The organism is Kitasatospora phosalacinea, assembly GCF_000717185.1.
Taxonomy (GTDB): Bacteria; Actinomycetota; Actinomycetes; order Streptomycetales; family Streptomycetaceae; genus Kitasatospora; species Kitasatospora phosalacinea_A.
In genome coordinates, this window is the sequence record NZ_JNYE01000074.1 from 17,408 (window position 1) to 39,523 (window position 22,116).

Genomic DNA, 22,116 nt, shown 5'->3' on the forward strand with positions numbered 1-22,116 from the left:
ACGGGTGTGGCCTCCGGTCAGCGGACGCTCAGCGCGCGCTCGGCGGACGCTCAGCGCGTGCTCGGCGGGCGCTCAGCGTGCGTCCGGCGGGCGTCCGGGGGCGTTCGGGGTGCTCGGGGGTGCTCAGGGGGTGCGGAAGCCGCGGAAGACCACGTCGGCGCGGCGGACGAAGCCCAGCCGCTCGTACAGCGCGAGCGCACCGGTGTTGGCGGCCGCCACGTGCAGGAACGGGCGCTCGCCGCGGGCCGCGATCCGGGCGGCGAGCTCGCCGACCAGGTGCGCGGCCAGGCCGCGGCCGCGGGCCTCGGGGGCGGTGCAGACCGCGGAGACCTCGGTGAAACCCGGCGGGTGCAGGCGCTCGCCCGCCATCGCGAGCAGCGCGCCCCCGCCCCCGCCCTTGCCGTCGCCGTCGCCGTCGCGGACGCCCAGGTAGGTGCCCAGTTCGCGGGTCCGCGGCCGGAACGGGCCGGGCCGGGTGCGCTCCACCAGCGCCAGCATCTCGGGCACGTCCGCCGCCCCCAGCTCGACCACCCGCAGCCCCGCGGGCGCGGCCGGACGGACCTCCCGCTGCTGCACCAACTGGTGCCCCTCCAACGCGAACTCGGGTTCCCAGCGGTCGGGCGGCAGCGCCGGACAGTTGAACAGGTCCGCGAACTCGCCCGCCCCCAGCAACCCCGCCAGGTCGTCCCACGCCCCGGGCCCGGGCGCGACACCGACACTGCTGAAACTCGCCACCTCCGGGTCGTACCGCACGGCCTCCCCGCACCGCCGCGCCAGGCGCGCGTGCACCCCGCCCAACGAGGCCCCCACGGGGTCGTCCAGTACGCCGGTGTCCAGTGCACCCATGTCCTCGGATCCCTCCGGTCGATCGCTCCACCCCATGATCACCCACCCACCGCCCCCACCCCCGCAGGCATTTGCCCGCCCCGTTCGTTCCCGTCGTCCACGGCCCGCCGCAGGCGCGGTCGCGGGGGGCGAGGGCGGTGTGGCGGCCGTCGGGTGCGACTTCGACGCGGGCCCGCCCGCCGCAGGCGCTCGCCCGGCCCGCCCGCGTTGTCCAGGGCCTGCGCCGCTGGCTTTCGCGTGGCCTGCTCCGGCCGCTTGCCCGCCGCAGGCGTTCGTCCGGCTCCTGTTCGTTCCCGTCGTCCACGGCCCGCCGCAGGCGCGGTCGCAGGGGGCGTGGCGGGGTGGGGTGGTTGGGTGAGGGCGGTGCGGCGGCCGTCGGGTGCGACTTCGACGCGGGCCCGCCCGCCGCAGACGTTCGCCCGGCCCGCCCGCGTTGTCCAGGGCCTGCGCCGCTGGCTTTCGCGTGGCCTGCTCCGGCCGCTTGCCCGCCGCAGGCGCGGTCGTGCGGGGCGTGGCGGGCTCTTGTTACCGGCGAGTCACGTCCCTATCATCGCCACTGTGACAGCTTCACTGTCAAACCTGGGAGGCGGTCGACGATGACCCCCGCAACACCCCCCGCCACACCCCCGTCCCGCCCGTCCGGCCCGTTGGCGGGGGTGCGGGTGCTGGAGCTCGCGGGCATCGGGCCCGGGCCGTTCGCGGCGATGCTGCTGGCGGACCTGGGGGCGGACGTGGTGCGGGTCGACCGGCCCGGTGGGCAGGGGCTCGGGCCGGAGCCGGCGCGTGACCTGACCAACCGGAACAAGCGGTCGGTGCTGGTCGACCTGAAGGCACCGGAGGGCGTCGCCGCGGTGCTCGACCTCGCGGCCCGCGCGGACCTGCTGGTCGAGGGCTGGCGGCCCGGTGTCGCGGAGCGGCTCGGGATCGGGCCGGACGCCTGCCTGGCCCGCAACCCGGCGCTGGTGTACGGGCGGATGACCGGCTGGGGGCAGGACGGGCCGCTGGCCCAGCGGGCCGGGCACGACGTCACGTACCTGGCGACCTCCGGCCTGCTGGGGTTGATCGGGGCGGCCGACGGGCCCCCGGCCGTCCCGGCGAACCTGCTCGGCGACTACGCGGGCGGCTCGCTGTACCTGGTGGTCGGCCTGCTGGCCGCCCTGCACCACGCCCGCGCGACCGGCACCGGCCAGGTCGTCGACGCCGCGATCGTGGACGGCGCCGCGCACCTGTCCACCATGCTGTGGGGCCTGGTCGACGCGGGGCTCTGGCAGGACCGCCGCGGCGTCAACCTGCTGGACGGCGGCGCCCCCTGGTACGGGACGTACGAGACCTCGGACGGCCGCTGGATGGCGGTCGGCCCGCTGGAGCCGCGCTTCTACGCCGAGTTCGCCCGGCTGCTGGAGCTGGGCCCGGACGCCCCTGAGCAGTACGACCTGCCGCGCTGGCCCGAGCTGCGGGCCGTCCTCGCGGCCCGCTTCGCGACCCGCACCCAGGCCGAGTGGACGGAGCTGTTCGCCGACCACGACGCCTGCGTGGCCCCCGTCCTGACGCTCGGCCAGGCCGCCGCGCACCCGCACCTGGCCGCCCGCGGCAGCTACACCGAGCACGGCGGCGTCCGCCAGCCCGGCACCGCCCCGCGCTTCTCCGCCACCCCGGGCGCGCTGCGCACCCCGCCCGCCCGGCCCGGCGAGCACACCGCGGAGGTGGCCCGCGACTGGGCCGTCCCCGGCCTGGACTCCCTTGCCCCGCACACCTCCTGACCCCCCGAAGGAAGGAACCCGCCCGTGCAGCGCGAGCTCTACACCGAGGAGCACGAGGACTTCCGCGCCACCGTCCGGGCCTTCCTCGCCCGGGAGGTCGCCCCGCACCACGCCCGCTGGGAGCAGCAGGGCGTCGTCGACCGCTCGGCCTGGCTGGCCGCCGGGAGGGCCGGGCTGCTCGGCCTGGCGGTGGAGGAGCGGTACGGGGGCGGGGGCAGCGCCGACTTCCGGTTCGCCGCGGTGCTGGCCGAGGAGTTCGTCCGGGCCGGGGCCAGCGGCCTGGCCGTCGGCCTGCACAACGACGTCATCGGCCCGTACCTGACCGGCCTGGCCACCGAGGAGCAGAAGGAGCGCTGGCTGCCCGGGTTCTGCTCGGGCGAGCTGGTCACCGCGATCGCGATGACCGAGCCGGAGACCGGCTCCGACCTCCAGGCGATCCGCACCACCGCCGTCGACGCGGGCGACCACTACCTGCTGAACGGCGCGAAGACCTTCATCTCCAACGGCATCCTGGCCGACCTGGTCGTGGTGGTCGCCAGGACCACCGCCGAGGGCGGCGCGTACGGGCTGAGCCTGCTGGTGGTGGAGCGCGGCACGCTGGGCTTCGAGCGCGGCCGCAACCTCGACAAGATCGGCCAGAAGGCCCAGGACACCGCCGAGTTGTTCTTCCGCGACGCCCGGGTGCCGAAGGCCAACCTGCTCGGCGAGGAGCACCAGGGCTTCCTGTACCTGATGCGCAACCTGGCCCAGGAGCGGCTGACCATCGCGGTCGCCGCGATCGCCGCCGCCGAGGCCGTCCTCGCGGAGACCATCGGGTACGTCAAGCAGCGCACCGCGTTCGGCCGCCCGCTGGCCGGGCTGCAGCACGTCCGGTTCGAGATCGCCGAGCTGGCCACCGAGTGCGCCGTCACCCGCGCGTTCGTGGACCGCTGCGTGAGCGAGCACAACCGGTACGCGCTGACCCCGGTGGACGCCTCGATGGCCAAGTGGTGGGCCACCGAGCTGCAGAAGCGCACCGCCGACCGCTGCCTGCAACTGCACGGCGGCTCCGGCTACATGAGTGACAGCGCGGTCGCCCGGGCGTTCACCGACGGGCGCGTCCAGACCATCTACGGCGGCACCACCGAGATCATGAAAGAGATCGTCGGCCGCGCGCTCCTGGCCTGAAGTCCCCCTGAACCCTGTTTGAGAGGCGTCCACACCGTGACCACCGAAGCGTACGTCTACGACGCGATCCGCACCCCGCGCGGACGCGGCAAGCAGACCGGCTCCCTGCACGGCACCAAGCCGATCGACCTGGTGGTCGGCCTGATCCACGAACTGCGCCGCCGGTTCCCGTCGTTGGACCCGGCTGCGATCGACGACATCGTGCTCGGCGTGGTCAGCCCGATCGGCGACCAGGGCTCCGACATCGCCCGGGTCGCGGCGATCGCCGCCGGGCTGCCCGACACCGTCGCGGGCGTGCAGGAGAACCGCTTCTGCGCGTCCGGCCTGGAGGCGGTCAACCTGGCCGCGGCGAAGGTCCGTTCGGGCTGGGAGGACCTGATCCTGGCGGGCGGCGTCGAGTCGATGTCCCGGGTGAAGATGGGCTCCGACGGCGGCGCCTGGTTCGCCGACCCGATGACCGCGTACGAGACCGGCTTCGTGCCGCAGGGCATCGGCGCCGACCTGATCGCCACCGTCGAGGGCCTCAGCCGCACCGACGTGGACGCGTTCGCCGCCGAGTCGCAGGCCCGCGCCGCGAAGGCGCAGGCCGACGGCCTGTTCGACCGCTCGGTGGTGCCGGTGCGCGACCGCAACGGGCTGGTGGTGCTGGGCCGCGACGAGTTCATCCGCCCCGGCACCACCGTCGAGTCGCTGGCCGGGCTCAAGCCGTCCTTCGCCGACATCGGCGAGCTCGGCGGCTTCGACGCCGTCGCGCTGCAGAAGTACCACTGGGTGGAGTCGATCGACCACGTCCACCACGCGGGCAACTCCTCCGGCATCGTGGACGGCGCGGCCCTGGTCGCGATCGGCTCGCGCGAGATCGGCGAGCGCTACGGCCTCGTCCCGCGGGCCCGGATCGTCTCCGCCGCGGTCTCCGGCTCCGAGCCGACCATCATGCTCACCGGCCCCGCCCCCGCCACCCGCAAGGCGCTCGCCAAGGCAGGGCTGACCGCCGCCGACATCGACCTGGTCGAGATCAACGAGGCGTTCGCCGCGGTCGCGCTCCGCTTCATGCGCGAACTCGGCTTCCGGCACGAACAGGTGAACGTCAACGGCGGCGCGATCGCGCTCGGCCACCCGCTCGGCGCGACCGGCGCGATGCTGATCGGCACCCTGGTCGACGAACTGGAGCGCCGCGACCTGCGCTACGGCCTGGCCGCCCTGTGCGTCGGCGGCGGCATGGGCATCGCCACCGTCATCGAGCGCGTCACCGCCTGACCACTCGTCAACTCACGTACTCACCCAAGGACTTCACAGACATGACCGACGTGAGCAGCCCCATCCGCTGGGAGCAGGACCAGGACGGCGTGGTCACCCTCGTCCTCGACGACCCCGCCCAGTCCGCCAACACCATGAACGCCGCGTTCACCGACGCGCTCGAAGGGGTCGTCGAACGGCTCGCCGCCACCGAGGAGTTGACCGGCGTCGTCGTCACCTCGGCGAAGAAGACCTTCTTCGCGGGCGGTGACCTCAAACTGCTCTCCGCGGCCCAGCCCGAGGACGCCGAGCGGGTGTTCGCCGACTCGATGCGGATCAAGCGGGCGCTGCGCCGCCTGGAGACGCTCGGCAAGCCGGTGGTCGCCGCGATCAACGGCGCGGCCCTCGGCGGCGGCCTGGAGATCGCCCTCGCCTGCCACCACCGGATCGCCCTGGACGCCCCCGGCAGCAAGATCGGCCTGCCCGAGGTCACCCTCGGCCTGCTGCCCGGCGGCGGCGGGGTGGTGCGCACCGTGCGGATGCTCGGCATCACCGACGCCCTGCTCAAGGTGCTCCTCCAAGGGCAGCAGTACCGTCCGGCCCAGGCCCTGGAGAACGGCCTGGTGCACGAACTCGCCGCCACCGCCGAGGAGATGGACGCCAAGGCGCGCGCCTTCATCGCCGCCCACCCGACCAGCCTCCAGCCCTGGGACACCAAGGGGTACAAGATCCCCGGCGGCACGCCCAGCACCCCCGCGCTCGCCGCCAACCTGCCCGCCTTCCCCGCCAACCTGCGCAAGCAGCTGAACGGCGCGCCCTACCCGGCGCCGCGCAACATCCTGGCCGCGGCCGTGGAGAGCAGCCAGGTCGACGTGGACACCGCGTTCGCGATCGAGGCCCGGTACTTCACCGAACTCGCCTGCGGGCCCACCTCCAAGAACATGATCCGGGCCTTCTTCTTCGACATGCAGGCCGTCAACTCCGGCGCCTCCCGCCCGAGTTCGGTGCCCGCCCGGAAGGCCGCGAAGGTCGCCGTACTGGGCGCGGGCATGATGGGCGCGGGCATCGCGTACTCCTGCGCCAGGGCGGGTCTGGAGGTCCTGCTCAAGGACGTCACCCGGGAGGCCGCCGAACGCGGAAAGGCCTACAGCGCGGGCCTGTTGGACAAGCAGGTGGCCCGCGGCCGGATGACCGCCGACGAGCGCGCCGCGCTGCTGGCCCGGATCACCCCGACCGCGGACGCCGCCGACCTGGCCGGCTGCGACACCGTCATCGAGGCGGTCTTCGAGAACCCCGAGCTCAAGCACAAGGTGTTCCAGGAGGTCCAGCACGTGGTCGCGCCCGACGCGCTGCTGTGCTCCAACACCTCCACCCTGCCGATCGGCCTGCTCGCCGAGGGCGTCGAGCGGCCCGCCGACTTCATCGGCCTGCACTTCTTCTCACCCGTCGACAAGATGCCGCTGGTCGAGATCATCCGCGGCCCGCGCACCGGCGACGAGGCCCTCGCCCGGGCCTTCGACCTCGTCCGGCAGATCCGCAAGACCCCGATCGTGGTCAACGACTCCCGCGGCTTCTTCACCTCCCGGGTGATCGGCCAGTTCCTCAACGAGGGCGTCGCGATGATCGGCGAGGGCCTCGACCCGTCCTCCGTCGAACAGGCCGCCGCCCAGGCCGGCTACCCCGCCAAGGTCCTCGCGCTGCTGGACGAACTCACCCTCACCCTGCCGCGCAAGATCCGCAACGAGGCCCGCCGCGCCGTCGAGGAGTCCGGCGGCACCTGGACCGCCCACCCCGGCGAGGCCGTCATGGACCGGATGCTCGACGAGTTCGACCGCCCCGGCCGCAGCGGCGGCGCGGGCTTCTACGAGTACGCCGACGGGCGCCGCACCCGGCTCTGGCCCGGCCTGCGCGAACACTTCGCCCGCCCCGGCGCGGAGATCCCGTTCGCGGACATGAAGGAGCGGATGCTGTTCGCCGAGGCCATCGACTCGATCCGCTGCCTCGACGAGAACGTCCTCACCTCCGCCGCCGACGCCAACATCGGCTCCGTCCTCGGCATCGGCTTCCCCGCCTGGACCGGCGGCGTCCTCCAGTACGTCAACGGCTACCCCGGCGGCCCGGCCGGCTTCACCGCCCGCGCCCGCGAACTCGCCGCCGCCTACGGCGAACGCTTCACCCCGCCCGCCTCCCTGGTCGCCCTCGCCGAGAGCGGCGGCCGCTACTGAGCACTCCCGGGGCCCGCCCCCTCGTCCTCCTCGCGGGGGCGGGCCAGCTCCTCCGCCAGCGACCGCTGGAACGCCGTCACCAGCGCCTGCACCACCACCGGCTGGATCCGGTCCGTCAACTCCCGCATCCGCTCCAGCTCCGCGGCCTCCGGCCCGCTCTCCCGGTACGGGCGCCACACCGTGTCCCGGAACAGCCGGTGCAGGTCGTGCGCCGTCGCCCGGCTGTGCAGCCGCACCACCGCCCGCGCCGCCACCAGCGTCTCCAGCGGGATCGGCACGTCCAGCACCCGCACCCCCAGCGGCAGCAGGCCCGGATCGACCTTGAACACCCCCGGGTCGTCGGTGCGGTGCAGCGCGCCCATCGCCGTCAGCGCGTCCAGGTCCGCATCCGACAGCGGCCGCCCGGCCCGCCGCTCCACCTGCTCCCGGCTCGCCTCCTCGGCCGACTCCGGCGTCCAGGACGCCACCAGGGCCCGGTGGATCGCCAAGTCCAACTCACCGATGTCCTGCGGCAGTTGCGCCAAGTACCGTTCGATCGCGGCCAGCGTCAGCCCCTGCCGCTGCAACTCCTCGATCAGCTCCAACCGCCCCAGGTGCTCGGCCCCGTACCACCCCACCCGCCGCGCCCCCAGCTCCGGCGGCGGCAGCAGCCCCTTCGCCCCGTAGAACCGCAGCGTCCGCACCGTCACCCCGGCCCGCCCCGCCAACTCCTCCACCGTCCACCGCGGCCCGTGCCCGTCCACCACGCCGACCCCTAGCCCCGACCCCACTGTGACAGCAGTAGTGTCGCACTGCCCCCACGGTCGCACCAGGAGAGCGGTCTGTCAGCAGCCGCAGCCCGTTGCCGCACAGCAGTACGCCGATCACGGCCAGAGCGGTGGGCCGGAGCCGGTCCGACGATGCACCGGCCGGCGCGGCCGACCCGGCGAGGGCTGACGCCCCGAACGCGCCGAGGGCCGACGCCCTGAACGTGCCGAGGGCACAGGCCGCGGGGCCCGCGTCCAGGCTGCCGAACGCCAGCCCGGCCAGCAGGACCGCCGCCACCCCGCAGACGAGCAGCGACACCGCTGTCCGGATCGGCAGGGTAAGGGTGCCGGTGAGCCCACCCCGGTCCAGTTCGGTGCCGATCGGGTTCGGCTCGCCGTCCGCCGGGGGCGGCGCGACGCCCGGCCGCCGACCGTGCCCGTCACCTCCAGGTCGAGCCGGAACCAGTGGTCGTACGCGGTCATGCCTCGTCTCCCCTCCCGTAGCGGGGCGGGGAGCGTACCGCCGGTGGCCGGGGGCTCAGCCCAGTGGGAGCAGTTCGGGGTGGTGGCGCCTGGTGACCGCAGGGTGGGCTCGGGAGTATCCCTTCAATTCGTTTGTGCCGAAGTCGGAGTGGAGGGGGTTCGAAGGGTCCTGGGTGATGCCGGGGGCGTGGTGGGCGTGCGGGAAGTCGAGCGGGGCGATGTGGGCGTCGAGGCGGGGGTTGTAGAAGAACGGGACGGAGAAGCGTTCGCGGGCGCCGGGTGGGGAGAGGACGCGGTGGGAGGTGGCCTTGAGGTAGCCGTCGGTGGCGACTTCGAGGAGTTCGCCGAGGTTGACGACGAAGGCGCCCTCCAGCGGGGGGACGTCGAGGAAGGTGCGGTCGGGGCGTTCGACCTGGAGGCCGCCGACGGTGTCCTGGAGGAGGAGGGTGATGAAGCCGTAGTCCTTGTGGGTGCCGACGCCCTGCGGGGGGCCGTCGGGGGCGGTGCCGGGGTAGCGGACCAGCTTGAGGTGCAGGTGCGGGTGCGGGGCGAAGGCGTCGTCGTAGAAGTCGGGGCGGGCGCCGATCGAGGCGAGCAGCTCGTGCAGCAGGCGGTGGGCGACGGCGTCGAGGCGGTCGATCCAGTGCAGGGCGGCGGTGCGCAGCCCGGGCAGTGCGGGCGGCCACTGGTTGGGGCCCTCCAGCCACCAGTACGCGGGCTCGCCCGGGGCCGGGACGTGCGGCGGGAGTTCGGGACCGATGTCGAGCTGGTCGCGCCAGTCCCGGCGGCCGCCGGTGCGTTCGTCGCCGGTGCGGGTGTAGCCGCGGAAGTGCGGGGAGTTGAGGTTGCTGACGGCCAGCCGGTCGGCCTCCGGGAGGGCGAAGAAGGCGCGCATCGCGGAGTTCAGGGCGGCGGTCTCGGCGGGGGTGACGCCGTGGCCGGTGAGCTGGAAGAAGCCGACCCCGGTCGCCGCCGTGCGCAGGTCGTGGTGCAGGCGGGCCCGGTCGGCGGGGGTGCCGTCGGCGAGCGAGAGGTCGATGACGGGGAGGGAGGCGGGGTGCTGCGTCATGGGGGTGCGTCCGCGGGGGTGGCGACGGGGGAACGGGGCCGGGCCGGCCGGGGCGGACGGGCGGGTCGGTGGCGCGGTACGGGCCCGGGCGGCGGCGGCCGACGAGGAGGGGCACCCGTTCAAGGCTACGCCCGGAAGCCCCCCGGTGGCAGCGGGGACTCCCGGGCGTACGGCGGCCGGTGGTGCCGGGCGGACGGGTCCGGTCGCCAGCGGGGTCAGTAGCCGGTGGCGCCGTCGATGCGTTCGCGCAGCAGGTCCGCGTGCCCGTTGTGGCGGGCGTACTCGGCGAGCAGGTGGACCAGGATGCGGCGCAGCGAGACCGGCTGCCCGGTGGCCTTGTGCACGCCGGTGGCGTCCAGCGAGGGGGTGTCGGCGACGATCCGGCGGGAGGTGTCGACCTGGGCGCGCCAGGTGGCGAAGGCCTGGTCGAAGTCACCGTCGAGGTGCTCGAAGTCCTGGTCCGGGTCGTCGTCCGAGTAGTAGAGCACCGGCCGGGACTCGTCCCCGGCGAACTGGATCTGCAGCCACCACTGCTCGACCCCGGCCAGGTGCCGGACCAGGCCGTGCAGGGTCAGCCCGGACGGCGGCACCAGGAACTCCGACAGCCGCCCGGCCGGGACGCCCGCGCACTTCAGCGCGAAGGTCTCGCGGTGGAAGTCCAGGTACGACAGCAGGATCTCCCGTTCGTCACCGACCAGCGGCGGGTCGGCGCGGGCCGCGGCGTCGGACCAGGCGGGGGAGAAGTTCTGCGGCGAGGTGGTGGGTTCATCGCTCATCCGGCCAGCCTGCCAGCCGCCACCGACACCGGGCGGCCCGGACGCGCCGGGCTCAACGCCGTTCCGGGGCCGGGCCGGTGCGGCGGGTGGTGTCGGCGGCGGGCTCGGCCGCGGTGTCGGCCGAGGTGTCGTCGGCCGAGGTTCCGGCGGCGGCCTCTGCGGTGGCGTCGTAGCCCTCCTGCGGGCCGCGGACGTCCGGGTCGGGCTCCCGGGCGGGCCGGACACCGGCGGCCCGGTCCCCGTAGCGGCGGTCGCCCTCGGCGTCCGGACGGTCCGGCCCCGGGCCCCGGTCCGGCCCCGGGCCCCGGTTCGGGCCCCGGTCCGGCCCCGGGTCCTCGGGTGCGCGGTCGCGGCGTGCGGTCATCGGAGCCTCCTCGGGTGCGGGACGTGCCTCCCGGCTACCCGGCCGCCCGACGGGCAATCCGGCCGGGAGTGGTCCGGCCGGGAGCGGTACGGCCGGGAACGGTACGGCGGCGCGGCGTCACAGCGGGCGCCGGTACACCTGGCGCGAGCCGCCCTCCGGTCCCGGGGCGGTGGCCTCGGCGGGGGTGAAGCCCAGGCGTTCGTAGAAGACCCGGGCGCCGCCGGCCACCGCGCCCGGGTGGTCCGCGCCGAAGGTCACCACCTCGACCGTCCGCACCCCCGCCGGACAGCGGGACAGCGCCTCGGCGACCAGGGCCCGGCCGAGGCCCAGGCCGCGGGCCGCGGCGTCCACCACCAGCCAGTGCAGGTGGCACACCGGCGGCTCCTGGCCGACCAGCAGGCCACCCAGCACGGCGGAGCCGCCGCCCACGCCACCGTCCTCACCACCGCCCTCACCACCGCCTTCGCCGTCGACGGCCACCAGGGCGCTGCCGTCGGCGAGTTGCTGCTCGACGGCGGCGTGGAACCCGGGGTCGTCGACCATCGGCCCGAACCAGTGCTCGACCTGCCCGGCCAGCCGCACCAGCCCGGCCGCGTCCGCCGGCCGCCCCGCGCGCACCCGCACGCGTCCCTGCACGCGCCCCCGCACCCGCCCCCGCCTCCGCCCCTGCCCCTGCATCCCCGCGTCCATCTCCCGCTCCGTCCACCGCAGTTGAAGCGACCCGCACGGACGCCCTTGACCCTGACCCGCGGGTCAAGGATTAGCGTTCCGGCACCTGCCGCCCGGCACTCCCACCCCCACTCCCCGAGGAGCCGTCCATGAGTGTGCCCGAAACCGTCCGCGAGGTCCGCCTCGCCCGCCGCCCGCAGGGCCGTCCGGTCGCCGCCGACCTGGTGGTGGTCGAGACGCCCGCCCCGGAGCGCGCCGCGGGCCAAGTCCTGTTGCGCAACCGGTGGTTCCTGCTGTTCGCCGGTCTGGCGACGCTGCTCGGCGAGACCCCGCCGGGCGCGCCGTGGCCGTCGATCGCCCCCGGCGACACCCTGTTCGGGCCCGCCGTCGGGGAGGTGGTGGACGCCCCGGCGGGCAGCGGGCTGCACCCCGGCGACCTGGTCGTCCACTTCCGCGGCTGGCGCGAGTACGCGGTTGCCGAACCGTCCGAACTCACGCCACTCGAAAAGGAGTTGGACGATCCGGCGGCGCACCTCGCGCCCGGCGCGGTCGGCTACGGGGTGCTCACCCGGATCGCGCCCGTCCGCCCCGGCGACACCGTGCTGGTCACCGGCGCGGCCGGAGGCGTCGGCACCCTGGTCGGCCAGACCGCCCGGCTGCTCGGCGCGGGCACCGTCATCGGCACCACCGGCTCCCCGGCCAAGGCCGGACGGCTGCGCGAACTCGGCTACGACGCCGTGCTGGTGGACGAACGCACCGGCGACGGGGCCGCCCGCGCCGAACGCTTCGCCCGGCAGCTCGCCGAGGCCGCGCCCGGCGGCATCGACCTGCTGGTCGACAACGTCGGCGGCCACCAGGCCGAGGCGGCCCTCGCCGCCGCCCGCCCCGGCGCCCGCGCCGCCCTGGTCGGCGTGCTCTCCGGGCAGCTCGGCGACACCCCGGCCGCGCACCCCCCGCTGCGCCTGGACGCCTTCCAACTCATCGTCAAGGGCGTGCAGTTGACCGGTTCGGGGGGCGCCGGTCAGGCCGAGGCGGAGGCCGGGTGGCGGCCCCGCTTCGGCAGGTGGCTGCGCGAGGGGCGGATCACCTTCCCGCACGTCCGGGTGGTCGGACTGGAGCGGGCCCCGCAGGCCTTCCAGGAGATGACCGAGGGACGGCACTTCGGCACGGTGCTGGTCGAGCTGCCCGCGGAATGACCGGGCGGCGCCGGTGGTTCCACCGACCATCGGAGCACCGGCGGGCAGGAGGACGCAGGGACATGATGCGGATCGGGGACGCGGCCGCCGCCGCCGGAGCCACGCCCAGGGCACTGCGCCTGTACGAGCAGCGCGGCCTGCTGCCGCCGCCCGTCCGCACCACCAGCGGCCAGCGCTGCTACGACAGCACGGACGTGGCCCGGGTCCGGGTGATCCGCACCCTGCTCTCCCTCGGCCTCACCATCGAGGACCTCCGCGGTCACGCCGAGTCCTTCGACCTGCTGGCCGCCGACCCGGCCCGCCGCTGCGCGAACGCCTCCGGCGGCCCGGTGGTCCGCCGGAGGCTGGCCGCCCTGGACGCCGAGATCGCCCGCCTCACCCGCCTGCGCGCCGCCCTGGCCGCCGCCGCGCTCCGCCCGTCCGCCGACTGAAGGGCCCGGTCAGCCCGCGTGGTGCCGGGCCAGCAGGACGGCCTCCCGGCGCAGCGCCCCGTCGCCGGTGCGGTCGGCCGCGGCGAGCAACTCGTCGGGGAAGGCGGCCTGGAGGTCGGGGCGGTGGGCGAGCAGGCCGTAGGTGGCCCAGAGCAGGTGCTCGCGGGTCAGCGGGTCGGGGCGGTGCGGGGCGTACCAGACGTCCGCGAAGCGGGGGCGCAGCGCCGGGTCGGTGAGCAGGGTGAGCACCCGGCGCAGGTGGCGCACCGGCAGGTCCGGGTCGAACGCGGCGGAGGCGTGCACGGCGGCGACGTACAGCGCCGGGTGCTCCTCGGTGAGCGTCTCGGCGAGGACGGCGCGGGCGCCGGTGGTGCCGGTGAGGGCGAGCGCCCGCAGCAGGGCGAGCCGGACGGACGGCTCGCCCTCGGTGCGCCACAGGCCGAGCAGGGTCGCCGGGTCGGGGGCGAGCGGGAGCGCGGCGCGGCGGACCGCCGGGTCCGGGTCGGCGAGCAGCGGCAGGGCGCCGGAGCGGTACCGCCCGGTCAGCGCGGGGTCGGCGGGCAGCAGCCGCGCCAGCAGCACGGTCAGCGGGACGCGGGTGCGGCCCATCTCCGGGTCGGTGGCCAGCGCGAGCAGCAGCGGCAGCGCGACGTGGGCGGCGGACGGCGCGGGCCGCCCGGGCTCGGGGACGAGGCAGTGCAGCAGGTCGCAGTCCTCGGGCCTGGCGTCCGGCCCGGCCAGCGCCAGGCGGTGCAGGACCCGCGGCACCATCGTCGCCGGGCTCGACCAGTGCGCGGTCTCCAGGCCCTCCCACAGGGCGTCGTCCAGTGCGGTCAGCGGTATTTCGGTGGTCATGCGCTCCCCCGTACTCCGTGGTGCCCAGTGAAGTCGTGCCCCGTGAAGATCGGCTGTCATTCTCGGCGGGGACCGCCGTGCTGTCGTGGGGATTTCCGGCCCGGGACGAAAACTTTGCCGAGGTGATGCGGGGGAGTGATGGAGGGTCACCCAAGGGATCGGCGCGGTGGCCGACCGTCGCCGCGCAACCGCCTCCCGGGCTCCGCGGCGACGGTCGGCGAGGGTCGGCGACGGTCGGCGAGGAGCCCGGGAGGCGGGGGTGAAAGGGTGACGGGGTGAAAGGGTGACGGGGTGACGGCCGGTCAGGCGCCGACGTACTCGGCGAGGTGCTGCCCGGTGAGGGTGGTGCGGTCGGCGACCAGGGCGGCGGGGGTGCCCTCGAAGACGATCCGGCCGCCGTCGTGGCCCGCGCCGGGGCCGAGGTCGATGATCCAGTCGGCGTGCGCCATCACGGCCTGGTGGTGCTCGACCACGATCACCGACCGGCCGGAGTCGACCAGCCGGTCGAGCAGGCCGAGCAGCTGCTGGACGTCGGCGAGGTGCAGTCCGGCGGTGGGCTCGTCCAGCACGTAGACGCTGCCCTTCTCGGCCATCTGCGCGGCCAGCTTGAGGCGTTGGCGCTCGCCGCCGGAGAGGGTGGTGAGCGGCTGGCCGAGCGTCAGGTAGCCGAGGCCGACGTCGGAGAGCCGCTTCAGGACGGTGTGCGCGGCGGGGGTGCGGGCCTCGCCGGTGCCGAAGAACTCCTCGGCGGCGTCCACCGACATCGCGAGCACCTCGGCGATGTTCCGGCCGCCGAGCCGGTACTCCAGCACCGCGGCCTGGAAGCGCCTGCCCTCGCAGTCCTCGCAGACCGTCGCGACCCCGGCCATCATGCCGAGGTCGGTGTAGACCACGCCCGCGCCGTTGCAGGCCGGGCAGGCGCCCTCGGAGTTGGCGCTGAACAGCGCGGGCTTGACCCCGTTCGCCTTGGCGAAGGCCTTGCGGATCGGCTCCAGCAGGCCCGAGTACGTCGCCGGGTTGGAGCGCCGCGAGCCGCGGATCGGGCTCTGGTCGATCGCCACCACCCCGTCCGGGACGGCCCCGCCCGTCAGCGCCGCGCCGTTCACCAGCGAGCCGTGCACCAGCGAGCTCTTCCCGGAGCCCGCCACGCCGGTGATGACCGTCAGCACGCCCAGCGGCACGTCCACGTCGACCTTGCGCAGGTTGTGCGCGTCGGCCCCGCGGACCTCCAGCGCCCCGGTGGGGGTGCGGACCGCGGTCTTGAGCGCGGCCCGGTCGTCGAAGTGCCGGCCGGTGACGGTGCCGCTGGCCCGCAGCCCGGCCACGTCGCCCTCGAAGCACACCTCGCCGCCCGCCGAACCGGCGCCGGGGCCGAGGTCGACCACGTGGTCGGCGATCGCGATGGTCTCCGGCTTGTGCTCGACCACCAGCACCGTGTTGCCCTTGTCGCGGAGCCGGCGCAGCAGCCCGTTCATCCGCTGGATGTCGTGCGGGTGCAGCCCGGTGGTCGGCTCGTCGAAGACGTACGTGACGTCGGTCAGCGAGGAGCCCAGGTGCCGGATCATCTTGACCCGCTGCGCCTCGCCGCCGGAGAGCGTCCCGGCGGGGCGGTCCAGCGAGAGGTAGCCGAGGCCGATGCCGGTGAAGGAGTCCAGCAGCTGGCCCAGCGACTCCAGCAGCGGGCGCACCGAGGGCTCGTCCAACTCCCGCACCCAGTCGGCGAGGTCGCTGACCTGCATGGCGCAGGCGTCGGCGATCGAGATGCCGTTGACCTTCGAGGAGCGGGCGCCCGCGCTGAGCCGGGTGCCGTCGCACTCGGGGCAGGTGGTGAAGGCGACGGCCCGGTCCACGAACGCCCGGATGTGCGGCTGCAGGGCGGCCCGGTCCTTGGCCAGCATCGACTTCTGGATCCGCACGACCAGGCCCTCGTACGTCATGTTGATCCCGGCGATCTTCATCCGGACCGGTTCGCGGTACAGGAAGTCGTGCCGCTCCTGCTCGGTGTACGCGTCGATCGCCTTGTCCGGGTCGACCAGGCCGGACTCGGTGTACAGCCGGTAGTTCCAGCCGCCCGGCTTGTAGCCGGGGATGGTCAGCGCGCCCTCGTTCAGCGACAGCGAGCCGTCGAACAGCTGCCCCAGGTCGATGTCCGAGACGCTGCCCCGCCCCTCGCAGCGCGGGCACATGCCGCCCGCCCGCCCGAACGTCCGCTCCTCGGTGGTCGGCTCCCCGCCGCGCTCCACCGTGATCGCGCCCGCGCCGTGCACCGTCGGCACGTTGAAGGAGAACGCGGGCGGCGGGCCGACGTGCGGGTCGCCGAGGCGGCTGAACAGGATCCGCAGCATCGCGTTGGCGTCCGTCGCGGTGCCCACCGTCGAGCGCGGGTCGGCGCCCATCCGCTGCTGGTCGACGACGATCGCCGTGGTCAGGCCCTCCAGCACGTCCACCTCGGGGCGGCTCAGGGACGGCATGAAGCCCTGGACGAAGGCGCTGTACGTCTCGTTGATCAGCCGCTGCGACTCCGCCGCGACCGTCCCGAACACCAGCGAGCTCTTGCCCGAGCCCGACACCCCGGTGAACACCGTCAGCCTGCGCTTGGGCAGTTCCACGCTGACGTCCTTCAAGTTGTTCACCCGGGCCCCGTGCACCCTGATCAGGTCGTGGCTGTCCGCCGGGTGCTGCCCGTCCCCGCCGCCCGCCCGTGCCGCGCCGCTCATCGTCCTCGTCCCTCCGTCCGCGGCGCCCGTGGCGGCGCCGCCCGCCCCGATCCAACCACCCGGAACCGACGGAGACCGGTTCTCGTCCTCACCAAGCGCGGGTAAAGTGACCGGCCGAACCACCCGGGAGGCACCATGCGGACGCAGCAGCGGACACCGGACCGGCGACGGTCCACGGCGCGGACGGCCCCGGGCGCCGCGCTCGCCGCCGCCGCCGCGCTGGCCGGGCTGGTGCTGCTCAACGCCGCCGCCCCGGCGTCCGCGGCCGACCCGAGCGCGTCCCCGAGCGCGAGCGCACCCGCGAGCACGCCCACCGGCACGCCCGCCCCCGGCCGGCTGCCCGCCGAGGCGCCGCAGTCCGAGCGCCTGGCCGCCGAGCTGCGCAAGGACCCGGTCTACATCTCGGCCGACCTGCCGCGCGTGGTGCCCCGCTCGCTGGCGCCCGCGTTCGCGGCCGCCGCGAAGCGCACCGGCGTGCCCACCTACGTCCTGGTGCTGCCCGACGCCGACCGCACGACGCTCGCCCAGGTGCACGACCGGCTCGGCGCCGACGGCCTGTACGTGCTGGTCGGCGACCTCGGCAACATCACCGTCTCCGCGTTCGGCGTCGACCTGCCCGCCGAGTCCGCCGCCCGGATCGTCAACCACACGGTGCCGTACGACGCCGGGCCGCTCGTCCAGTTCGACGCCTTCGTCGACAAGGTCGTCCAGGACGCCGGCCGGGTCGAGGCCGAGCTGGAGGAGATCTACCGGGACCACGGCGACGAGACGCCCCGGCAGTACATCTCCAGCACCGACCGGCAGAACCAGAACCTGCTGCTCGGCCTCGCCGTGGTGGTCCTCCCCGGCCTGCTGCTCGCCCTCGGCCTGCGGCTCTCCCGCCGCCGCGGCGGCGACCGGCCGTCCGTCCCCGCGCCGGGCCGGGCCGTCCCGCTGACCGAGCAGTCGGCCGTCACCCTGACCAAGGGCACCGGGAAGCCGAAGCCGAGACCGACGCCGAAGGCCTCCGCGGTCAAGCGCCCGCAGCCCGGCCGCCCCGCCGGGGCCGCCGCCCCCGCGCCGCTGCGCGTCGGCGTGCTGGCGGCGACCCTGCTGGCCACGGTCGCCGCCGCGATCGGCGTGGTGCTCGCCGCGCCCGCCGTCTTCCCGCAGACCATCGACGACCCCGACCTGACCGTCACCCGGGCCGACCTGGAGGCCCGCGTCACCGAGGCCGCCGCCGCGCTCACCGCCGACGGCATCTACCAGGACGCCTCCGCCCCCAACCCGCTCACCACCGAGCAGTTGGCGGCCGTCCGGCAGCGGATGTCCGAACTCGCCGCCAAGACCCCGGTGCACCTGCTGTTCACCTCCTCCAACGGCGACGACGAGAGCGAGGGCGACGGCGACACCCTGCTCGCCCAGGTCCGCCTGCGCACCGGCCGGGACGGCGTGTACGTGCAGGTCGACCCGGTCAACGGCTACCTCGAACTCGCCGAGTACGGCCCCGCCGCGACGGACGTCGAGCGCCAGTTCTCGCGCGCCGACCTCCGCTACCCCGACCGCAGCGCCGAGTCCGACGACCTGAAGCTCCCCGAGCGGCTGAACACCGTCCTGGACGAGGTCGCCGCCGCCCAGCCCACCGGCCGCACCGGCAACAGCGCCGAAGGCTCCGACCTGCCCGAACTGCGCAGCAACAAGCTGCCGCCGCTGTTCAGCAGCGACTTCGGGCCCGGCCTCTTCCTCGGCGCCCTGCTGCTCGGCGTCCTGGTGCTGCTCGGCTGGGCCGCGATCGCCGCCGCCCAGGCCGTCCTCCGCGCCCGGCGCGCGGCCGCCGCCGCCCCGCCCGCCGACCCGTCCGCGGCGCCGCCCGTCACCGGGCCCCGCCGCCTCGCCGCCCGGCCCACCGTCCGCCAACTGCGCTCCTGGGCCGCCGAGGACGCCCGCGCCCTGGCCGCCCGGCTCGCCGCCGTGGAGCAGGACGCCCCCGGCCGGGCCCGCGCCTGGGACTGCCTGGACGCCGCCGAACTCCTGCTCGGCGAGGACGGCGGCCGCACCGCCGACCCGTCCGACCTGGCCGCCGCCGTCGCCCTCGCCCGCGCCGGGACCGACGCGCTGACCGGCCGCCCCGCCCCGCTGCTGTGCCGCGCCAACCCGCTGCACGGAGCCGCCGACGGCGGCAAGGCCCCGTTCTGGTTCGCCTCCGTCGACCTCGGCCCCAAGTCCGCCCGGATCTGCCCCGACTGCCGGGGCGCCTTCCGCAGCAGCGGCGCCGACCGCTCCGCCGCCGCCCTGGCCGCCCGCCGCTCCGAGGCCGACGAGCGGCTGCTGCGGGTCCCCGACCCGGACGGCGGCAGCAGCACCGTCTGGCACGAGGCCGGGCAGGTCCTGCCGGCCGCCCTCGACGGCCTCGACGCACTCATCCTCAGGGCCAGGGAGTCCGCCAGTGTCCAGTGACCGCCCCACCACGACGACGCCCCGCCCGCTGCGCACCTCGCTGCGCGCGCCGCTGAGCACCTCGCTGCGCGCGCCGCTGAGCACCTCGCTGCGCGCGCTGCTGGCGGCCCTGCTGCTGGCCGGCGCCGTCCTGCTCGGCACCGGCAGCCCCGCCGCCCGGGCCGCCGACGCCACCCCCGCCACCACGGCCACCGGCGCGAGCATCGCCGAGGCCCTCAAGACCTCCGCCGTGTACGTCGACCCGGCCTTCGCCGCCGCCGTCACCCCCGCCCAGCAGCAGCAGATCACCGAGCAGATCGCCGCCACCGGCCTGCCGATCAAGGTGGTGCTGGTGCCGTTGCAGAAGGGCGACGCCTTCGGCGGCGACGCCAAGGCGATGGCCGCCGTCGTGCAGGAACGCCTCGGCCGGAGCCCGCTGATCATGATCACCAGTGACGACTACGGCAGCTGGCTCAACGGCTACGAATGGCCCGCGGGCGACAGCCGCCAGGTCCGCGACGCGGCCTCCGCCGTCGGCATGATCAAGGAGCTCAAGGACGCCGGACTGGCCGCCAAGGTCGGCCGGACCATCGAACTGATCAGCACCGGCAAGGGCACCGAGGTCTACAAGGCCGAGACCGACCGCCTCGACCGGGAACGCTCGGCCCGCCCCGCGACCGAGGACCGCGACACCGACGTCCCGTCCGGCTCCTCCGCCACCAGCGGCCCGTTCGCGATCGCCGCGCTGCTGGTGCTCGCCCTGGTCGTCGGCGGCGCCCTCCTGGTCCGCAGCCGCCGCCGCCCCCGGCACACCGCCTTCACCTTCCCCGACGCGGTGTTCGCCGCCGACCGGGCCGCCGACGAGGCCGGGCTGCGCCGCCAGGCCGCCGACGAGGTCCTCGCCCTCGGCGCCGCCCTGGACGGCGCCGACGGCGCCACCACCCCCGGCCTGGGCCGCGCCCTGGACGCCTACGACGCCGCCGGGCGCGTCCTCGACGCCGCCGACGGCCTGCCCGACCTGGCCGGCGTCCTCGCCCTCACCGCCGAAGGACGCGCCGCCCTCGCCACCGGGGAGCGCCTGCCGCTCTGCTTCTTCGACCCCCGGCACGGCACCGCCGCCCGCCGCACCACCTGGCGCCCCCTGGGCCGCCGCGAACGCGTCGACGTCGCCGTCTGCGAGGACTGCACCCAGGCGCTCAAGGCCCGCCGCTCCCCGCAGGTCCTCGCCGTCCGCGACCAGGGCCGCACCGTCCCGTACTTCGAAGTCCCGGCCGACCGCAGCCTCTGGGCCGCCACCGGCTACGGCTCCCTGCTCTCCGGCCCCGACGACACCCTCGCCGCCCGCGTCACCTCCGGCGAGTTCACCCGCACCGCGACCCGCCGCCAGCGCACCGCCGACCACCAGGACTGACCCGCTGGCGGCCTGACCCCCCGACAGCTGCCGGGAAGTCAGGCCGTCGGGGCGTCAGACCGTGCCGAACTCGCCTGCGGCGGTTGCGGTGGCGAAGGCGTTCCAGGCGGTGACGGGGACGAGGAGGGCGGGGCCGGTGGGGTTCTTGCTGTGTGCCGAACTCGCCTGCGGCGGTTGCGGTGGCGAAGGCGTTCCAGGCGGTGACGGGGACGAGGAGGGCGGGGCCGGTGGGGTTCTTGCTGTAGTCAGGTCGGCGAGGGACGGACGGGATGCGGTGCTCATGTTCGGAGTTCCTCCATTGCGCATCGGAGCCACACCCTCGACTCCTCCGGTGGCAGGGCTGCCGCCTGAAGGAGATCGTAGGCCAGGGCGGCGGCCTGCACCTCGGCCGGAGACTCCAGGAGTTGGCCGATGCCGTAGCCCTCCGCGTACACCACCCGCGGGGCGTCGAGGAAGTCGAGCAGCGTGATCGAACTCCCCACTCCGTGGCCTCCGGCCGAGAACGGGAGCACCTGCACCACGGCGTGGGGCCCCTCCGCATGCTCCAGCACGTGCGCGATCTGCCGGGCCATCACCGAGGGGCCGCCGACCTGCCGACGGATCACGCTCTCGTCCAACACCACCCAGACGAAGGGCGGGTCTGCGCTGTGCAGTAGCGACTGGCGGGCCGCTCGGGTGGACCAGACCTGCTCGATCTCGGCAGCGTCGGCCCGCGGCAGGCCCAGCCGGAGGGCGGCCAGGCCGTACTCCTCGGTCTGCCACAGACCGGGGAACAACCCGGCGGCGTACTTCCCCACGTGGGAGGCCAGCGGTTCGAGTTCCATGAACCGGCGGGACCAGTCCGGGAAGGCCTCCAGGTAGGCGAGTTTGAACAGGTGCCCGAAGATCCCCCCGGCGTCGAAGAACTCGTCGAGCTCCTCCGCGAGCCCCTTGGGGATCGGGCGGTCGGCCGTCTCGACGTCGGCGAGGACCGTCTTGCCGTGCTTGAGTTCCGCGGCGAGGTCGGCGAGCGAGAGGCCCCGCTCCTTGCGGATCCGGCGGAGGTGGAACCCGAACAGGTCGCGCACCGAACGCTCCGGGTACAGCGTCCGCTCCTGGGCGCCCATGTGCTCCCCCAAATATCCGAGTTCTCCGTGCGGACATGCCGCACCTTCTCAGCGTAGCGCCGAACAGTGACGCTTGGAGTGCAGACAGTAATCCCCGGGCCGGGCCAATTGCACGACGGAGAAAGCACCATGACCCTCAGTCAGTTCTACCCGGAGGAGCCGCACCCGAGCGGCTACCCGTACTCGGAAGCGAAGTTGACGATCCGCATCTACCGGGTGCGGGCCGACGGCACCCGGGTGGAGGTCTCGTCCTGCACGTCCGACGAGCCGCTCGTGCCGTCGCCGCTCTCGGCGTTGACCTGGCCGGCCTGTGCGTGCCCGCGCTGCACCGCCGACGGCAGCGGCGGCGACGCGGTCCAGGACCAGCTGCTCGCGGACCGCCCGTGACGGTGCCGGAGGGGTTGGAGGTGCGGGAGGGGCATTCGGAGGTGTTGCGGTTGCGGGCGTGGGAGTTGGCGGAGCGGTTGGCGTCGGCGGGGGGTGGGGAGGCGCGGCTGAGTTGTGTTGCGGTGGGGTACCGGGTGGAGATGCGGTTGTCGGTGCGAGCGCCGGACGAGTGCGGGGTGTTGGCGGCGTTGGCGTTGGGTGACCGGTGGGGGCACCGGTACTCGCCTGCGTCGTGCAACGGCGGGGTGGCGAAGGAG

19 protein-coding genes are annotated in these 22,116 nt (G+C 75.1%); 9 read left to right on the forward strand and 10 right to left on the reverse strand.

Annotation, left to right across the window (positions count from 1 at the left end; translation table 11 throughout):
• Nucleotides 1-123: 123 nt before the first annotated feature.
• Complete coding sequence (locus OO57_RS26975; protein WP_033255272.1) at nucleotides 124-846, reverse strand: GNAT family N-acetyltransferase; 723 nt, start codon at nucleotides 844-846, stop codon at nucleotides 124-126.
• A 596-nt stretch (nucleotides 847-1,442) separates the two neighbouring features.
• On the opposite strand from OO57_RS26975, the gene OO57_RS26980 reads away from it, so the two are divergent.
• Genes OO57_RS26980 through OO57_RS26995 form a run of 4 tightly spaced genes read left to right on the forward strand, consistent with a single transcriptional unit; the run spans nucleotide 1,443 to nucleotide 7,234 of the window.
• Nucleotides 1,443-2,606 (forward strand): CaiB/BaiF CoA transferase family protein, encoded by a 1,164-nt coding sequence (locus OO57_RS26980; protein WP_081973996.1) that lies wholly within the window; start codon nucleotides 1,443-1,445, stop codon nucleotides 2,604-2,606.
• A gap of 24 nt (nucleotides 2,607-2,630) precedes the next feature.
• Nucleotides 2,631-3,773, forward strand: a complete 1,143-nt coding sequence (locus OO57_RS26985; RefSeq protein WP_033255274.1) for an acyl-CoA dehydrogenase family protein — start codon at nucleotides 2,631-2,633, stop codon at nucleotides 3,771-3,773.
• Between the two features lie 36 nt (nucleotides 3,774-3,809).
• Nucleotides 3,810-5,030 (forward strand): acetyl-CoA C-acetyltransferase, encoded by a 1,221-nt coding sequence (locus OO57_RS26990; RefSeq protein ID WP_033255275.1) that lies wholly within the window; start codon nucleotides 3,810-3,812, stop codon nucleotides 5,028-5,030.
• A 41-nt stretch (nucleotides 5,031-5,071) separates the two neighbouring features.
• Nucleotides 5,072-7,234, forward strand: a complete 2,163-nt coding sequence (locus tag OO57_RS26995; RefSeq protein ID WP_033255276.1) for a 3-hydroxyacyl-CoA dehydrogenase NAD-binding domain-containing protein — start codon at nucleotides 5,072-5,074, stop codon at nucleotides 7,232-7,234.
• Here the strand turns inward: OO57_RS26995 and OO57_RS27000 are convergent.
• From OO57_RS27000 to OO57_RS27020, 5 genes are all read right to left on the reverse strand, one after another.
• On the reverse strand, nucleotides 7,228-7,980 hold the full coding sequence (locus OO57_RS27000; RefSeq protein ID WP_033255291.1) for a MerR family transcriptional regulator: 753 nt from the start codon (nucleotides 7,978-7,980) through the stop codon (nucleotides 7,228-7,230). The two genes, OO57_RS26995 and OO57_RS27000, sit on opposite strands and share 7 nt — an antisense overlap.
• A 538-nt stretch (nucleotides 7,981-8,518) precedes the next feature.
• Complete coding sequence (locus tag OO57_RS27005) at nucleotides 8,519-9,532, reverse strand: isopenicillin N synthase family dioxygenase (protein ID WP_033255277.1); 1,014 nt, start codon at nucleotides 9,530-9,532, stop codon at nucleotides 8,519-8,521.
• 215 nt (nucleotides 9,533-9,747) lie between these two features.
• Nucleotides 9,748-10,308: a DinB family protein gene (locus OO57_RS27010; protein ID WP_033255278.1), complete on the reverse strand. Its 561-nt coding sequence runs from the start codon at nucleotides 10,306-10,308 to the stop codon at nucleotides 9,748-9,750.
• Between the two features lie 52 nt (nucleotides 10,309-10,360).
• Nucleotides 10,361-10,672 carry a hypothetical protein gene (locus OO57_RS27015; protein ID WP_033255279.1) on the reverse strand — a complete coding sequence of 104 codons (312 nt, stop codon included), beginning with the start codon at nucleotides 10,670-10,672 and terminating at the stop codon, nucleotides 10,361-10,363.
• 117 nt (nucleotides 10,673-10,789) lie between these two features.
• On the reverse strand, nucleotides 10,790-11,350 hold the full coding sequence (locus OO57_RS27020) for a GNAT family N-acetyltransferase (RefSeq protein ID WP_106974120.1): 561 nt from the start codon (nucleotides 11,348-11,350) through the stop codon (nucleotides 10,790-10,792).
• A 140-nt stretch (nucleotides 11,351-11,490) separates the two neighbouring features.
• Here OO57_RS27020 and OO57_RS27025 point away from each other — a divergent pair, with 140 nt between their 5' ends.
• Nucleotides 11,491-12,537, forward strand: coding sequence for an MDR family NADP-dependent oxidoreductase (locus tag OO57_RS27025; RefSeq protein WP_033255281.1), 1,047 nt, complete (start codon nucleotides 11,491-11,493; stop codon nucleotides 12,535-12,537).
• Nucleotides 12,538-12,602: 65 nt separating this feature from the next.
• Nucleotides 12,603-12,968, forward strand: coding sequence for a MerR family transcriptional regulator (locus OO57_RS27030; RefSeq protein WP_033255292.1), 366 nt, complete (start codon nucleotides 12,603-12,605; stop codon nucleotides 12,966-12,968).
• Nucleotides 12,969-12,977: 9 nt separating this feature from the next.
• On the opposite strand, the gene OO57_RS27035 is transcribed toward OO57_RS27030, so the two are convergent.
• Both OO57_RS27035 and OO57_RS27040 read right to left on the reverse strand, forming a co-directional pair.
• The gene (locus OO57_RS27035) at nucleotides 12,978-13,823 is read right to left on the reverse strand and encodes a hypothetical protein (protein WP_033255282.1); all 846 of its coding nucleotides are present in this window, start codon (nucleotides 13,821-13,823) and stop codon (nucleotides 12,978-12,980) included.
• 302 nt (nucleotides 13,824-14,125) lie between these two features.
• Nucleotides 14,126-16,540 (reverse strand): ATP-binding cassette domain-containing protein, encoded by a 2,415-nt coding sequence (locus OO57_RS27040; protein WP_033255283.1) that lies wholly within the window; start codon nucleotides 16,538-16,540, stop codon nucleotides 14,126-14,128.
• Between the two features lie 135 nt (nucleotides 16,541-16,675).
• On the opposite strand from OO57_RS27040, the gene OO57_RS27045 reads away from it, so the two are divergent.
• Together OO57_RS27045 and OO57_RS46960 are read left to right on the forward strand one after the other, a co-directional pair.
• Entirely contained in the window at nucleotides 16,676-18,976 is a 2,301-nt protein-coding gene (locus tag OO57_RS27045) for a hypothetical protein (RefSeq protein WP_033255284.1), read from the forward strand.
• Nucleotides 18,966-20,366 (forward strand): hypothetical protein, encoded by a 1,401-nt coding sequence (locus OO57_RS46960; protein ID WP_158715235.1) that lies wholly within the window; start codon nucleotides 18,966-18,968, stop codon nucleotides 20,364-20,366. Before OO57_RS27045 ends, OO57_RS46960 begins: the two co-directional genes overlap by 11 nt.
• Before the next feature lie 54 nt (nucleotides 20,367-20,420).
• Here the strand turns inward: OO57_RS46960 and OO57_RS44145 are convergent, their stop codons facing one another.
• A complete protein-coding gene (locus OO57_RS44145) occupies nucleotides 20,421-20,648 on the reverse strand; it encodes a DUF397 domain-containing protein (RefSeq protein WP_158715236.1) in 228 nt (75 codons plus the stop codon).
• Entirely contained in the window at nucleotides 20,645-21,484 is an 840-nt protein-coding gene (locus OO57_RS27055; RefSeq protein ID WP_234337523.1) for a helix-turn-helix domain-containing protein, read from the reverse strand. Before OO57_RS27055 ends, OO57_RS44145 begins: the two co-directional genes overlap by 4 nt.
• A gap of 117 nt (nucleotides 21,485-21,601) precedes the next feature.
• Between OO57_RS27055 and OO57_RS27060 the strand changes: the two genes are divergently transcribed.
• Nucleotides 21,602-21,859: a hypothetical protein gene (locus tag OO57_RS27060; protein ID WP_033255285.1), complete on the forward strand. Its 258-nt coding sequence runs from the start codon at nucleotides 21,602-21,604 to the stop codon at nucleotides 21,857-21,859.
• Nucleotides 21,860-22,116 lie beyond the last annotated feature (257 nt).